Raw genomic sequence first — 15,512 nt, forward strand, 5'->3', positions numbered from 1 at the left:
CCCTCAACCCCGGCCCCGCATCCTCCAGCACCACCCGCGCCCCATGCGACTGGGCAATCTCCGCCACGATGGCCAGCCCCAGCCCGCTGCCGCCGGTCGGCGCATCGGCCACCCGATAGAACCGGTCAAACACGCGCGCCCGCTCCTCAGCGGGGATCCCCGGCCCGTTGTCGCTGACAACCAGCTCAACGGCGCGCCCATCGGCGCTGCGACCCACCAGCACATCGATACGGCTTCCGGCAGGGATATAAGCCAGCGCATTGTCCAGCAGGTTGGTCAGCAGGATGCGCAACGCATCCACATCTCCACGCACCACCACCGGCGACGTGTCCTTGCTGCCGTCCAGCCCAAGGTCGATATTGCGATCCAGCGCTGCCTGCGCCATGTCCGCGACCACGCTTGCGGCCAGTTGATGCAGCTCCACCGGTTCGTGCCGGGGCATGGCTGCGCCCGGCTCCTGCCGTGCCAGCGTCAAAAGCTGGGTGACCAGGTGGGTCAGCCGCTCCAGCCCCTGGCGCAGCTTGCCGATGGCTTCGTCACGCGCTGCGCCGTTGGCGGCGCGCTCCACCAGCTGTGCCTGCAACTGCAGCGCTGCCAGCGGCGTGCGCAGGGCGTGCGCGGCGTCGGCGACGAAGGCACGCTGGGTGTCGATGGCGTGCGAGAGCCGCGCCAGCAGCTGGTTCAGCGCTGCGCTCAGCGGAGCGATCTCGTCCGGCATCTGGCGCACGGCCAGCGGCGCCAGTGTGTTGGCGTCGCGCGCGCGCACTTCGGTGGCAATTTCGCGCAGCGGGCGCAGGCCGCGCCCCACTGCCATCCACACCAGCCAGCCCAGCAACGGCAGCAGCAACAGCAGCGGCGCCACGGTGCGCAGCGCCATGCGCGCGGCCAGCGTGCGCCGGGCGCTCATCGGCTGCGCGATCTGCACCACGGTTGGCCCAAGCTGCATGCTGTACAGGCGCCATTCGCCCTGCTGCGTGGTCACGTTGGAAAAGCCCAACTCCGCACGCGCGGGCAGCGCCGGGTGCGAATGCGACAGGTACAGGCTGCGGCCGGAGCCGTCCCAGATGTGGATGACCACATCCTCGTCGGCGTGCGTCAGGTCGCCGGGCGCGCCCAGAAAAGGCGGCGCCACCGGGTTGGCGAACTGGCTGGGCAATGCCGCGGCCATCTGCTTCATCTGGTAGTCGAACAGCGCGTTGGCTTCCTGCCGTGCCTGCCCGTAGATCAGCGCCGTGGCGACGGCGATGCCGGCAAGCAGGCCCGCGGCCAGCCACCACAGCAGGGTTCGCTGGATGGAGCGCATCAGGGGGTGTCTCCTTCGCCCACGGATGCTGCATCCCCATCGAGGCGCGGCACCACATAGCCCACGCCGCGGATATTGCGAATCAGCGCCGCGCCGAACTTCTTACGCAGCGCGTGGATATAGACCTCGACGGTATTGCTGCCGACTTCATCGTCCCAGCCGTACAGCCGCTCCTGCAGCTGCGGCACCGACCAGACCTTGCCGGGCCGCGCCATCAGCGCGGCCAGCAGCGCGAACTCGCGCGCCGACAGGCGCACCGGCTCGCCGCGGTGGGTGGCCTCGCGGGTAGTGGGGTTGAGCACGATGTCGCCGTAGCTGACCAGCGGTTCCGCCCGGCCGGCGGCACGGCGCGCCAGCGCGTGCATGCGCGCCGCCAGTTCCTGCAGGTCAAAGGGCTTGACCAGGTAATCATCGGCGCCGGCATTGAGCCCCGCGACACGATCCGCGACGGCATCGCGCGCGGTCAGGATCAGCACCGGCGTCGGCACGCCGCGCGCGCGCAAGCTGCGCAGCACGTCGAGGCCCGGGCGCCGCGGCAGGCCGAGGTCGAGCAGGATCAGGTCATAGCACGCCTGGCCGTGCTGCGCGGTGCTGGCCGCGGCCAGGCCCGCGTCGCCGTCGCGCACCCAGTCGACGGTAAAGCCTTCCTGGCGCAGCGCCAGCTTGACGCTGTCGCCGATCATGGCGTCGTCTTCCACCAGCAGCACGCGCATGGCTATGCGTTCCGGCCGCGGCCGTCGAGCTGCTCGGCCAGTGCGCGCGCCAGTCCCGGCAGCGCGGGGTGGCTGGCGGTGATGACGTGGACCGGCACGGCCTCCAGCCAGCCGCGCATGCGGCCCTTGGCGACAAAGCGCTCGGCGAAGGCCGAGGCCTGCAGCGCAGGCACGAAGCGTGGCAGGATGCCGCCGCCCAGGTAGACCCCGCCACGTGCGCCCAGCACCAGGGCGATGTCGGCCGCAACCGAGCCGAGCAGGCCGAAGAACACCGCCATGGCGCGCTGGCACAGCGGGTCGTGGCGCTCGAAGGCGCCGGTGGTGACCTGCTCCGGCAACAGCGGCGCGAGCAAAAGCGTACCCGTTTCTGCGGCCAGCGCGGCATGGATATGCGACAGGCCGCTGCCGCACAGGAGCCGCTCCGCCGACACCCGGCCAACGTTGCGATGGGCGGCGCGCCAGGCGATCCATTCGTCGTCAGTGTCGGGCATCAGCTCGATATGGCCGCCTTCGCCGGCCAGCGCCACGGCTGCTCCGCCCGGCGCCGGCACCAGGCCGGAAACGCCCAGCCCGGTGCCCGGCCCGACCAGCGCGAGCGGCGCGGTGCGCACCGCGGTGCCGGCACGCACGGGCACCAGCCCGTCGGCAGGCAGGTACGGCAGGGCCAGCGCCAGCGCGGTGAAGTCGTTGATGGCCACCAGCGTCTGCAGCCCGAGCGCGCGCCGCATGCCGTCGATCGAGAACGACCAGTTGTGGTTGGTGAGCCGGACCTGGTCGCCGGTCACCGGGTTGGCCAGGCCGATCGCCGCGTGGCGCGGCACCGGCTTGCCCGACGCGGCAAGTCCGTCGAGGTATTGGCGCAGGGCTGCTTCGAGTGACGGGAAATCGGCCACCTTCAGCGCGGTCACCGGGCCGATCCGCATTGGTGCGGTTTCCAGTGCAAAGCGCACGTTGGTGCCGCCCACATCGCCGAGCAGGCGGGGGAAGTCAGCGCAGGAGGATGCAGTGGTGGCCATGGTGTCGGGTAGCGCTCCGCTTGGGAATCAGTCTGTCAGGTCTTGAACACGTCAAGCCCGTGCCGGTGCCGTGACAGCACCAGGCTGACCGGCAACGACGGCACAGGGCCCTGCAGCGCGCGTTCGAGCACCTCGGCCTTGGCCGCGCCCGACACTGACAGGAACACGCGCTCGGTGGCCAGCAGCGCCGCCAGGTTGAGCGTGATGCGGGCATGCGGCGCGGCTGACGGGCGCGTGATCACGTAGCCGGGCTGCGGCTCGCTCAGCGCGCCCTGCAGTTCGGGCGCATCCGGGAACAGCGAGGCGGTATGGCCGTCCTCGCCCATGCCCAGCACCACCACGTCTGGCTGGCGGAATGCGCTGTTGGCGCGCGCCACCGCCTGTGCCGGCGCGGCAGCGTCCTGCGCATCGGCAATCAGCGGCACGAAAGCGGCACTGGCAGCGGCCTCGCGCAGCAGGTGCGCGCGCACCAGGGCGGCGTTGCTGTCGGCGTGCTCGGGCGGCACCACGCGCTCGTCGACCAGCGTGATGGTCACCGCTTCCCAGCGCACGTGCCGGTGGCGCAGCCGCTCGAACATCGCCACCGGCGAGCGTCCGCCCGAGACCGCCAGCACCGCCCAGCCCTTGACGCGGATGGCCAGTTCCAGCGCATTGCCGATGGAGATGGCCAGCGCCTCCGCCTGGTCCATCGGGGTGGGATGCTCAAACACGCGCATGATGGTTTCCTTTGCGATTCTGCGAGCGCATGGCTCAGGCTTCCTCGTGCCACAGCCCGCCGTCGCGCGACATCAGCGCCGACGACGCGGCCGGTCCCCAGGTGCCGGCGGTATAGGGCTTGGGCGGCACGGTGCTGGCATCCCAGGTGTCGATGATGGGTTCGACCCAGCGCCAGGCCTGCACTTGTTCATCGCGGCGCACGAACAGGCCCAGCCGGCCGCGGATCACGTCGAGCAGCAAGCGTTCGTAGGCGCCGGCGCGGCGCACCTTGAACGAGTTGGCAAAGTCCAGGTCGAGCGAGGTCGGCGTCAGCTCCAGCGTGTCGCCAGGCTGCTTGACCAGGCAGTACAGGCGGATGCTTTCTTCCGGCTGCAGCTGGATCACCAGCCGGTTCTGCGGCGACAGCGTCAGCGGCCGCGGGAAGATCGCGTGCGGCACGTCGCGGAAATGGATCACGATCTCGGCCACGCGCGACTGCATACGCTTGCCGGTGCGCAGGTAGAACGGCACGCCTTCCCAGCGCCAGTTGGCGATCTCGGCCTTGATCGCGACAAAGGTCTCGGTGCGGCTGTCGGGCGCGATGCCCGCTTCTTCCAGGTAGCCCGGCACCGGCTTGCCGCCGATGGCACCGGAGCGGTACTGGCCGCGCACGGTCTTCTCGGCCACGTCCTGCGGCGTGATCGGCTTGAGCGCCTTCAGGATCTTGATCTTCTCGTCGCGGATGGCATCTTCGCTGAGGCTGGCCGGCGGCTCCATCGCCACCATGCACAAGAGCTGCAGCAAGTGGTTCTGCACCATGTCGCGCAGCGCGCCGGTGCGGTCGTAGAAGTCGCCGCGCGTTTCCACGCCGAGCTCTTCGGCGATGGTGATCTGCACGTCCTGCACCCACTCGCGCCGCCACAGCGGCTCGAACAGCGCGTTGCCGAAGCGGATCGCCATCAGGTTCTGCACCGACTCCTTGCCGAGGTAATGATCGATGCGGTAGATCTGCTCTTCGGCGAAGAACTTCGCCACTGCCGAGTTGATTGCCTCGTTGGATTCGAGGTCATGCCCCAGCGGTTTTTCCAGCACGATGCGCACGTTGGGCGCCTGGCGCGTGTTCAGGCCGGTGCGTGCCAGCTGCTCGCAGATCGACACGAACAGGTGCGGCGCGGTGGCGAGATAGCACACCACCACTTCAGGCTTGCGTGCCAGCACCTGCTCCGCGAGCGCATCGAAATGCGCGGGCACGCGTGCATCGGCCTGCACGTAGACAACGCGCGCGCAGAACTTGTCCCATGACTCGGGCGGCGCATGGGCTAGCCCGGGGCGCACGGTCTGCTCCAGCGAGGCGAGGTAGTCCGCGGTCGAGAGCAGCTGGCTGCCGGTGGCGAGGATGCGTGCGGCCGGATGCAGCAGGCCGGCGTGGTGGGCATCGAACAGGGACGGCAGCAGCTTGCGCCGCGCCAGGTCGCCGGTGCCGCCGAACAGCACCATGTCGAAATCAGGCATGCTCACCCTGGACTCCTTTAGCGATTTGAGGACCCGCCATGGAAGGCGCGCGGTGTGGCCAGTTTACGTGACTCGCCAGCGCTTGGCGAGGCGCAGGCCGCAGCACTTGCTTGGCAAAGGCATGACCGGAGCGCGAAGCGTACCCGTTTCTGCGTGTGCTGCGCAGTGGATCGTGCGGTACGCGGCAAAGTGCGCTAGGCTGAAAGCTCCCCCGCAGGAGAACCCCATGCCACGTCATCCAGTGCTCGAGCGGGTCACCGCCCGCATCGTCTCCCGCAGCGCCGCCTCGCGCCAGGCGTACCTTGACCGCACCCACGCCATGGCCGGGCAGAAGGTCGAACGCGCGCAGCTTTCCTGTACCAACCTGGCCCATGCGGTGGCTGCCATGCCAGACGCCGCGAAGATCCGGCTGAAGGCCGACGAGCGGCCCAACCTGGCGATCGTCTCGGCCTACAACGACATGCTGTCGGCGCACCAGCCGCTGGCGGCTTTCCCTCAGTGGCTCAAGGAAGCGGCGCTCGAGGCCGGCGGCACCGCGCAGTTTGCCGGCGGCACGCCCGCGATGTGCGACGGCGTCACGCAGGGCCAGGACGGCATGGACCTGTCGCTGTTCTCGCGCGATGTGATTGCGCTGGCCACGGCGGTGGCGCTGTCGCATCAGATGTTCGATGCCGCGCTGTACCTGGGCGTGTGCGACAAGATCGTGCCCGGGCTGGTGATGGGCGCGCTGTCGTTCGGCCACCTGCCGGCCGTGTTCGTGCCGGGCGGGCCGATGACCACCGGCATCAGCAACGACGAAAAGGCGCACACGCGCCAGCTCTACGCCGAAGGCAAGATCGGCCGCAAAGAACTGCTCGAGGCCGAGACCCGCTCCTACCACGGCCCCGGCACCTGCACCTTCTACGGCACCGCCAATTCCAACCAGATGCTGATGGAGATGATGGGCCTGCACCTGCCGGGCACGGCCTTCGTCAACCCCAACACACCGCTGCGCGAGGCGCTCACGCGCGAGGCCGCGCGCCAGGCGCTGAAGCTGGTGCACGGCGGCGAGCGCTATACGCCGGTGGCCGAGGTGCTGGACGAGCGCGCCTTCGTCAACGGCATCGTCGGGCTGCTGGCCACCGGCGGCTCCACCAACCACACGCTGCACCTGATCGCGATGGCGCGCGTGGCCGGCATCGTGCTGGGCTGGGACGACTTTGACGAGCTCTCGGCCGTGGTGCCGCTGCTGGCGCGCGTGTACCCGAACGGCAAGGCCGACGTGAACCAGTTCCAGGCCGCAGGCGGGCTGCCCGTGGTGATCCGCGGGCTGCTGTCGCTGGGCCTGGTGCATGACGACGTGACCACCATCGTCGGCCGCGGGCTGCAGGACTACACGCGCGAACCCGTGCTGCGCGACGGCAAGCTGACCTGGATCGACGGCCCGGCCGCGCCGCTCGACGACAGCATCGTGCGCGCCGCCGACGCGCCCTTTGCGCCGGACGGCGGCATCAAGGTGCTGGACGGCAGGCTGGGCCGCGCGGTGATCAAGACTTCTGCGGTCAAGGCCGAGCACCAGGTGGTGGAGGCACCGGCGATCGTGTTCGAGCATCAGGACGATGTGCTGCACGCATTCAAGCGCGGCGAGCTGGAGCGAGACTTCGTTGCGGTGCTGCCGTGGCAGGGCCCGGCCTCGTGCGGCATGCCCGAGCTGCACAAGCTCACGCCCACGCTGACGGTGCTGCAGGACCGCGGCTTCCATGTGGCGCTGGTGACCGACGGGCGCATGTCGGGCGCGTCGGGCAAGGTGCCGGCGGCTATTCACGTCTGCCCCGAGGCGCTGCGCGGGGGCGCGATCGGGCGCGTGCGCAGCGGCGACATGATGCGCGTGGATGCGCCCGCGGGCGTGCTCGAGGTGCTGGTGCCGGATGACGAATGGCAGGCGCGCGCGCCTGCCCGTCCGGACCTCAGCGCCAATCGCCACGGCGTGGGCCGCGACCTGTTCGCCACCTTCCGCCGCCATGTCAGCACTGCGGAAAGCGGCGCCTGCACGCTGTTTTCGGACGAGGACGACGACAACAACGCACCCGTGCTCGGCTAGCCCAGGTGCTGCACCGGCTGGCGCGGCGCCGCGCCGGCCGGGTGCGGCGCGCTCGCCAATGGCGCACTGTCGGCCACCTTCACCGCACCCGGCACCGAGGCGGCGCCCGGCACGTGCAATTCCTGGATCGGCACCGCCAGCTTGCTGCCGGCTTGTTCCAGCACATGCTTGATGCGCTCGTAGAACGCGAAACGCACGTTCCAGTAGTCGTCATTCGAGGTCCAGTAGCGCACGTTCAGCGTGATGCCCTGCTGCGTGTAGTTGACCACCATGGTCTCGGGCCTGGGTTCGGCCAGCAGGCGCGGCTCGCGCGCGAGCATCGCGCGCAGCGCTTCCAGGCTGCGCTGCACATCGCTGTCGAAGGTCACCGTGGCCTCGATGTCTGCGCGCCGCGTGGCGTTCTCGCTGTAGTTGGTGATGGCGCTTCCCCACAGCTTGCCGTTTGGCACGCGCAGGCAGACGCCATCGAAGGTGGTCAGCTCGGTCATGAAGAGGCCGGTCTCGCGCACGGTGCCGGCCACCCCCTGCGCATCGATGTACTGGCCGACGCGGAACGGCCGCAGCAGCACCAGCATGATGCCGGCGGCAATGTTCTGCAGCGTGCCCTGCAGTGCCAGCCCGATGGCCAGGCCCGCGGCGCCCAGCATGGCGATGATGCTGGCGGTCTGCACCCCGAACTGCGACAGCACCAGCACGATGGTCAGCACGCGCACCATCCATTGCAGCGCGTTGGCCAGCAGCGGGCGCATGGTCTCGTCCACGTGCGTGCCGCTGAGCGCGCGCCGGGCGCCCCGGGCCACGCGGGCCGACAGCCACCAGCCGGCCATCAGGATCAGGATGGCTGCCAGGCAGTTCATTCCCTGGTTGATGGCGAACTGGACCAGGTAAGTCCAGCCCGCCTCCAGCTTGTTCGCATCGATGAAGTTCAGGTCCATGGGAGCGGCTCCGTTTGCGGTTGTTATGGAGGAGACAGGCGGTGCTGCGTACCCGTTTCTGCGTGCGGCAGCGGGCTGCCAGATCGCCCTCAGGCGCCTGGCGGGGAATTTCCCGCTTGACAACTTGCCGCACGTTGCCAGCGCGATGTCGGACGATCACCGACAATGCTGGCACGGCAATACAGTGAAGGGGACAAGCAAGGCGGGATTTGGTTTCCGGCGATTGCGTCACGCGGTTGCGTGCAGGCGCGCCAGCCCTTGTGCAATCAAGGCTGGCGGCGGATCAGAAAAATCCGAGCGAGGGAGGAACCAGGGGCAGCCAGGCCAGGCTCGGCGCGGCGGGCCGGCTGTGCGGCACAACTTTCAGCGACGAAAGTTGGCGAATAGGGGTCGGCGATACCGCCATCCGGGCATCGACAGGGACGCAGAAACGGGTACGCTCCCTGCCCTGCCCCGGCAATGGGTCAGGCCGGATGATCGTGCAGCCGGTCGCGTGCGGCCAGCGCAGGAAAGAACCGCATCCACAGCGCCACCACCAGCAGCGTGCCGACGCCGCCCAGGATCACCGCGCCCACCGGGCCCAGCAATGCCGCGGTGACGCCGGACTCGAACTCGCCCAACTGGTTCGAGGCGCCGATAAACACCGAATTGACGGCGCCCACGCGCCCGCGCATGTCGTCCGGGGTGTCGAGCTGGACCAGCGTGGAGCGCACCACCACGCTGATCATGTCCGACGCCCCCAGCACCACCAGGGCCACCATCGACAACGGCAGCCAGGTCGATACGCCGAACACCACGGTAGCCACCCCGAACAGCGCCACCGCGCCGAACATGATGCGCCCGGCGCGCCGGTTCAGCGGATGGCGCGCCAGCCACAGCGCCATTACCAGCGCGCCGACCGCCGGCGACGAACGCAGCAGCCCCAGGCCCCACGGCCCGGTGTGCAGGATGTCGCGCGCGTAGATCGGCAGCAGCGCCACGGCGCCGCCCAGCAGCACCGCGAACAGGTCCAGCGAAATCGCGCCCAGCAGCACCGGGCGGCTGCGGATATAGGCAAACCCGGCAAACACGGTGCGCACGCTGACCGGCGCGGTCAGGCGCTGCGCGGCCTGGCGCAGCGTGATGCCGCTGACCAGCACGGCGGCAATGGCAAAGAGCGTGGCACTCAGCCCATAGACCACGCCCGGCCCGGCCACGTAGGCAAAGCCACCAATTGCCGGGCCGATGATGATGGCGGCCTGCCCGGCGGAGCTGGCCAGCGCCACCGCGCGCGGCAGCTGGCGCGGCGTCACCACGCTGGGCAGCAGCGCCTGCAGCGTGGGGGTCTCGAACGCGCGCGTGGCGCCGATCAGCGCGACGAAGACAAAGATGTGATGGCTGTCGATCCAGCCGCTCAGGCTGGCCACGGCCATGCCGGCGGCCAGCAGCGCCTCGATCGCCTGGCAGGTGCGCACGATGCGGCGCCGGTCGAAGCGGTCGGCCACGTGCCCCGACATCAGGATCAGCACCACCGACGGCAGGAACTGCACCAGCCCGACCATGCCGAGCATCAGCGGGTCGCGGGTAAGGTCGTACATCTGCCAGCCGACCGCCACCGTAAAGATCTGGTAGCCAATCGTGGTGCACAGGCGCGCGAACCAGTAACGGCGGAAAACGGCGTCGCCGAAGACGCTGTCCGGCGCGGCGGCCTGGACGGTGGCTGGGGAAGACATGGATGCGGGAGGGAGGCGGAGATGGCTGCGCACCGCACAGCGCCGCCGTGCCGTTGAGGACGCCACGACAGCCTTTGCAGTGCACAAAGGCAAGATTCTAAAGCGCCTGCTGAATACCTGCATACAGATGCCCACACGCGCACACCTATCGAAAAAAATGTTAGTAATTCACCTCTTTTAGGTGTCCGGATGTCTGCACATTGATGCACATAAACCACAATTCCGGGCGGCGGGTGCTGGCCGTTTCGCTTCTGAGAATCACTCGCATTTATAATCTCGGCCCATTGGCGCGGCCGCCCACGACGTCCTTCCCCTTGGCTTGCGGAACGCGCTGCTTCTCAGGAATCCATCTTGCAGCCCGCTTTCCGCCTTTCCGGGGGTGCCATCGGCGCCGCCCTGCTGTTCGCCCAGTTTGCCGCCCTGCCGGCCCACGCCGCTGATCCCGCGCCTGCCGCCAACCCCGAAGCCACGCTGAACGCCGTCACCGTGGTCGGCAACTGGCTGGAGAACGCCAACGAGGCCAAGGTGCTGGAGCATCCCGGCGCGCGTACCATCGTCGACCGCGAGACCTTCCAGGAAGCCGGCGCCAACAACGTGCGCGAGGTGCTGCGTCGCATCCCCGGCGTGCAGGTGCAGGAGAACAACGGCACCGGCGGCAGCGATGTCTCGCTCAACGTGGGCGTGCGCGGGCTGACCTCGCGCCTGTCGCCGCGCTCGACCATCCTGATGGACGGCGTGCCGCTGGCAGTGGCGCCCTACGGCCAGCCGCAGCTGTCGATGGCGCCGTTGTCGCTGGGCAACCTGGAAACCATCGACGTGGTGCGCGGCGCCGGCTCGGTGCGCTACGGCCCGCAGAACGTGGGCGGCATCATCAACTTCGTGACGCGCCCGATACCGAAGACCTTCGCGGCCGATGCGTCGGTGTCGACCGACATCTACAGCCACGGCGGCAGCGTCAAGACCAACCCGACCGCATTCATCGGCGGCACCAACGACAACGGCCTGGGCGGCGCGCTGCTGTACTCGGGCATCCATGGCAACGGCTATCGCGAGAGCAACGACCACGTCAATATCGACGACCTGATGCTAAAGGGCGCGTACCGGATCTCGAAGACCGATGAACTGAGCGCGGCCTTCCACTACTACGAGGGCAGGGCCGGCATGCCCGGCGGCCTGACTTCGGCCCAGTATGCGGCCGACCCGTTCCAGTCGGTGCGGCCCTACGACAATTTCGACGGCCGCCGCAGCGACTTCAGCCTGAAGTACAGCCACAACGACAATAACCGCAAGTTCGAGGTGCTGACGTACTACACCGACAGCTTCCGCGGCAGCAACATCGAGCAGCAAGGCACCGGCACGCAGGCCAACCTGCGCCGCCTGACCGCGGCCCCGCGCAATTACCACACGTTCGCGTTCGAGCCGCGCTACTCGCAGCTGTTCCGCGGCGAGAGCATGAGCCACGAGGTCAGCGTCGGCTACCGCTTCCTGCGCGAAGCCAGCGACGAAAAGGCATCGCGCACGCTGTTCTACACCCCGGGCACCATCGATCCGACCACGCTGCGCTCGCCGGTGTACCAGTCGCGCACGGGCGGCACCACCGCCAATGCGGTCTATATCGACGACACCATCAACGTCGGCAGCTGGACCATCACGCCGGGCCTGCGCTATGAGTTCATCCGATCGTATGTGACCGACAACTTCACCGGCGCTCGCAATGACGTCTCGTCCAACGAGCCGCTGCCGTCGCTGGCGGTGATGTACCACGTCAGCGACCAGTGGAAGCTGTTCGCCAACGCCGGCGTTTCGTTCGGCCCGCTGCAGTACTTCCAGATCGCGCAGACCACCAACGGCCTGACGCCCGAGAAGGCCAAGACGTATGAGGTCGGCACGCACTTCAACGCCAACGGCTGGGGCGGCGAGCTGACGCTGTTCAATATCGATTTCGACGACGAGCTGCAACTGCGCGGCGGCACCGGCGGCGCGCCGGACGCGTGGACCAACCTCGGCGCCACCACCCACCGTGGCGTGGAATCGTCGCTGCGCTATGACTTCGGCGCGCTCGACAAGTCGCTGGCCGGCCTGTCGGCATACGCCACCTACACCTTCACCGAAGCCACCTACAACCAGGGCAACTTCGCCGGGCGCGACCTGCCGTTCTATTCGCGCCACGTGGCCACCGTAGGCATGCGCTATGCGCGCAACCGCTGGGCACTCAATGTCGATGGCTTCGCGCAGTCGAAACAGCGTTCGCCGGGCGATCCGAGCACGTCGACCAACTACCAGACGGCGGAAAGCGCAAACGGTGCGCTGGGCGATATCCCGGGTTATGCGCTGCTGAACATGCGGCTGGGCTATGACTTCGGCAAGTCGGCGCAGAATCTGAAGGTGGCGGTTGGGGTGAAGAACGTGTTCGACAAGCGCTATTTCACGCGCTCGACCGACAACAATGCGGGCAAGTATGTGGGGATGCCGCGGACGTTCTATATCCAGGCGTCACTGGCGTATTGAGGCGAAATCAGGCTGAGGGGGTGCTCCCCTCAGGTAGCAAAACGGCTCGCAGTTGCGAGCCGTTTTTGCTTTTGCAGCTTTAGTACGCGATCAAACGATCTCGCGCGTCTCCATGAACTGCAGCTCCGGGAACCGCTCCTGTGTCAGGCGCAGGTTCACCATGCTCGGCGCCAGATAGACATGGTCGCCCGCGCCATCGAGCGCCACGTTATGCCCCGCCTTGGCGATCAGCTTCTCGATCTCCGCGGGCGTGCCCTTGAGCCAGCGCGCGGTCGCGCATTCATGCGATTCGAAAATGGCATCGACGCCGTACTCGTGCTCGAGCCGGTGCGCGACCACGTCGAACTGCAGGATACCGACCGCGCCCAGCACCAGGTCGTTAGAAGCAAGCGGGCGGAACATCTGTGTGGCGCCCTCCTCGGCCAGCTGCTGCAAGCCCTTCTGCAACTGCTTGACCTTGAGCGGGTTGTTCAGGCGCGCGCGGCGGAAGAACTCTGGCGCGAACGACGGGATGCCGGTGAACTTGAGCGGCTCGCCCTCGGTGAAGACATCGCCCAGGCGGATGGTGCCGTGGTTGGGCACGCCGATGATGTCGCCGGCATAGGCTTCTTCGGTGGTGTTGCGGTCCTGCGCCATGAAGGTGATGGCGTTGTTGATCGCCACGGTCTTGCCGGCGGACACGTGCAGCAGCTTCATGCCGCGCTCGAAACGGCCCGAGCACACGCGCACGAAAGCGATGCGGTCGCGGTGGCGCGGGTCCATATTGGCCTGGATCTTGAAGACGAAGCCGGTGAACTTGGGCTCCTGCGGCTCAACCACGCGCGAATCCGTGTTGCGCGCCAGCGGCGGCGGCGACAGCTCGCACAGCGCATCCAGCAGCGACTGCACGCCGAAGTTGTTGATGGCCGAACCAAAGTAGACCGGGGTCTGCTTGCCGTTGAGGAACGCGTCCTTGTCGAAGGTGTGCGAGGCACCGCGCACCAGCTCGATCTCGATGCGCAGCTCTTCGGCCTGGCTGCCCAGGATGCGGTCCAGCTCCGGGTTGTCCAGCCCGTCCAGGATCGCGGCCGTGCCCTTCTCGCCGTGCGGATCGAACAGCTGCACCTTGTCGTTGATCAGGTGGTACACGCCGCGGAAGGCCTTGCCCATGCCGATCGGCCAGGTCATCGGCGCGCACTGGATCTGCAGCACCTCCTCGATTTCGTCAAGCAGCTCGATCGGCGAACGGCCTTCGCGGTCGAGCTTGTTGATGAAGGTGAGGATGGGCGTGTCGCGCAGGCGGCAGACGTTGAGCAGCTTGATGGTCTGCGCTTCCACGCCGTTGACCGAGTCGATCACCATTACCGCGGAGTCCACCGCGGTCAGCGTGCGGTAGGTGTCTTCAGAGAAGTCCTCGTGGCCCGGGGTGTCGAGCAGGTTGACGATGTTCTCCTGGGCCTTGCCATCGGCGGTCTCCCGGCGGTAGGGGAACTGCATCACCGACGAGGTCACCGAGATGCCGCGCTGCTTTTCCAGCTCCATCCAGTCCGAGGTGGCGTGGCGGTCGGCCTTGCGCGCGCGCACTTCGCCCGCGACCTGGATGGCGCCGCCGAACCACAGCAGCTTTTCGGTCAGGGTGGTCTTGCCCGCATCGGGGTGGGAGATGATGGCAAAGGTGCGTCGACGCGCAATTTCAGAAACGAGCGAGCTCACGGCAGCGGAGTTTGACTGGGAAATATTGGATGGCCCGGCGGGCGGCCGGGCCAGGGCCGGCAGCGCCCGCAGGCGATGGCGGGGCCGGGCTCTGCGGGCACGCGAAGGGAATGGGGCGCTATTTTACCGGTTTTGGGCACCGCTCCGGGTTTGTGGCGCCCAGGTGCGGCAAGTTATTCCGCCAGCTTCTCTGCCGGCTTGCCGCGCAGGCTGCCGAACTGCAGCGCGTACTGACGCGTCAGTTCCGCGCCGAAAAAGAAGATCTGTGCCGAGTAATACACCCATAGCATCAGCGCCACCACCGAGCCCGCGGCCCCGTACGAGGAGGCCACGGCGCTGTTGCCCAGGTACAGGCCGATCAGCCGCTTGCCGATCGAGAATAGCAAGGCTGTGATGACCGCGCCCATGGTGACGTCGCGCCAGGCAATGCGCGCATTGGGCAGCATCTTGAAGATCACCGCGAACAGCGCCGTCACCACGGCAAAGGAAAAGGCGGTGGAAAGCACATCGGCCACCGGCGCGAACCACGATTGCGTCCACAACTGGCCCCACAGGCGCTCAACCACGGCCAGCGCCGCATTGACGATCAGAGACACCAGCAGCATGAAGGCCAGCACCAGCACCAGGCTGAATGACAGCAGGCGCGTGCGCAGCAATTGCTGCCAGCCCGCCGTCTCGGGCACCGGCACATGCCAGATGTCGTCCAGGCTGCTCTTGAGCTCGGCAAAGGCACTCGTGGCGCCCACGAGCAGGATGCCCGTCGCCACCAGCGCCGCCATGCCGCTGCCGCCAGCGCGGTGCGTAGCCGCCAGGATTTCCTGGATGGCCGTGGCGCCCTGCTCGCCCACCAGGCCTTCAAGCTGCGAGAAAATCTCGCCGCGTGCGGCCTCGGCGCCGAAGAACAGGCCGGCGATCGAGATCACCAGCACCAGGATGGGCGCCAGCGAGAACAGCATGTAGAAGGAGAGCGCCGCCCCTTTGCTGGCCGCCCGATGCGCGAACCAGGAGTTGATGGCGGCAGCGACCACGCGCAGGGTGCGTGCGCCGGTATGGCGGTCCGGCAGCCAGTGCGGGCGATGCCTGCGGTGATGTGGCGCCGCGCTGCCGGCGGAAGAGGACTGGTGTTCGGTATTGTCGGTCACGGCCAGGTGCTGGCGCGATGCGCCAGGCGGATCGCGTGTGCGTTGCGCATGCCTTCGGGGCGCGGTCTGTGCGGCGAAGGCCCGTGCGTTCATCATACTGCGCATTGCGCGCTGCCCCAAGCCGGCGCAGGGAGGCAACCTGCTACAGTAGGACCAGGCACACCTGCCGGCGCAACCCGTGCCTGCGCGCCGGCGCAAGGAGG

Annotated in this window: 11 protein-coding genes; 2 read left to right on the forward strand and 9 right to left on the reverse strand. The window is 68.0% G+C overall.

Going from position 1 to position 15,512, the window contains the following annotated elements:
- The 5 genes from AC3WRR_RS07460 to zwf form a co-directional block, all read right to left on the reverse strand.
- A partial coding sequence (locus AC3WRR_RS07460; RefSeq protein WP_492296560.1) for an ATP-binding protein occupies window positions 1-1,303 on the reverse strand: 1,303 nt, incomplete at its 3' end.
- On the reverse strand, window positions 1,303-2,016 hold the full coding sequence (locus AC3WRR_RS07465) for a response regulator transcription factor (protein WP_492296562.1): 714 nt from the start codon (window positions 2,014-2,016) through the stop codon (window positions 1,303-1,305). The genes AC3WRR_RS07465 and AC3WRR_RS07460, both read right to left, overlap by 1 nt.
- A 2-nt stretch (window positions 2,017-2,018) precedes the next feature.
- Window positions 2,019-3,032 carry a glucokinase gene (gene glk / locus AC3WRR_RS07470; RefSeq protein ID WP_439672230.1) on the reverse strand — a complete coding sequence of 338 codons (1,014 nt, stop codon included), beginning with the start codon at window positions 3,030-3,032 and terminating at the stop codon, window positions 2,019-2,021.
- Window positions 3,033-3,067: 35 nt separating this feature from the next.
- Window positions 3,068-3,748: a 6-phosphogluconolactonase gene (gene pgl, locus AC3WRR_RS07475; RefSeq protein ID WP_011617961.1), complete on the reverse strand. Its 681-nt coding sequence runs from the start codon at window positions 3,746-3,748 to the stop codon at window positions 3,068-3,070.
- Window positions 3,749-3,782: 34 nt separating this feature from the next.
- Window positions 3,783-5,240 carry a glucose-6-phosphate dehydrogenase gene (gene zwf / locus AC3WRR_RS07480; protein ID WP_492296646.1) on the reverse strand — a complete coding sequence of 486 codons (1,458 nt, stop codon included), beginning with the start codon at window positions 5,238-5,240 and terminating at the stop codon, window positions 3,783-3,785.
- Window positions 5,241-5,466: 226 nt separating this feature from the next.
- On the opposite strand from zwf, the gene edd reads away from it, so the two are divergent.
- The gene (edd, locus tag AC3WRR_RS07485) at window positions 5,467-7,320 is read left to right on the forward strand and encodes a phosphogluconate dehydratase (protein WP_439669511.1); all 1,854 of its coding nucleotides are present in this window, start codon (window positions 5,467-5,469) and stop codon (window positions 7,318-7,320) included.
- On the opposite strand, the gene AC3WRR_RS07490 is transcribed toward edd, so the two are convergent.
- Together AC3WRR_RS07490 and AC3WRR_RS07495 are read right to left on the reverse strand one after the other, a co-directional pair.
- Entirely contained in the window at window positions 7,317-8,255 is a 939-nt protein-coding gene (locus tag AC3WRR_RS07490; RefSeq protein WP_439669513.1) for a mechanosensitive ion channel family protein, read from the reverse strand. The genes edd and AC3WRR_RS07490 overlap by 4 nt on opposite strands.
- A gap of 464 nt (window positions 8,256-8,719) precedes the next feature.
- A complete protein-coding gene (locus AC3WRR_RS07495; RefSeq protein ID WP_010811158.1) occupies window positions 8,720-9,967 on the reverse strand; it encodes an MFS transporter in 1,248 nt (415 codons plus the stop codon).
- 351 nt (window positions 9,968-10,318) lie between these two features.
- Between AC3WRR_RS07495 and AC3WRR_RS07500 the strand changes: the two genes are divergently transcribed.
- Window positions 10,319-12,475 carry a TonB-dependent receptor family protein gene (locus tag AC3WRR_RS07500; RefSeq protein WP_492296565.1) on the forward strand — a complete coding sequence of 719 codons (2,157 nt, stop codon included), beginning with the start codon at window positions 10,319-10,321 and terminating at the stop codon, window positions 12,473-12,475.
- A gap of 90 nt (window positions 12,476-12,565) precedes the next feature.
- Here AC3WRR_RS07500 and AC3WRR_RS07505 read toward each other — a convergent pair whose 3' ends face one another.
- Both AC3WRR_RS07505 and AC3WRR_RS07510 read right to left on the reverse strand, forming a co-directional pair.
- A complete protein-coding gene (locus AC3WRR_RS07505; RefSeq protein WP_010811156.1) occupies window positions 12,566-14,167 on the reverse strand; it encodes a peptide chain release factor 3 in 1,602 nt (533 codons plus the stop codon).
- A gap of 173 nt (window positions 14,168-14,340) precedes the next feature.
- Window positions 14,341-15,414, reverse strand: coding sequence for a YihY/virulence factor BrkB family protein (locus tag AC3WRR_RS07510; RefSeq protein WP_011617967.1), 1,074 nt, complete (start codon window positions 15,412-15,414; stop codon window positions 14,341-14,343).
- Window positions 15,415-15,512: the final 98 nt, after the last annotated feature.

Source organism: Cupriavidus sp. FW305-3-2-15-C-LB2 (assembly GCF_058787575.1).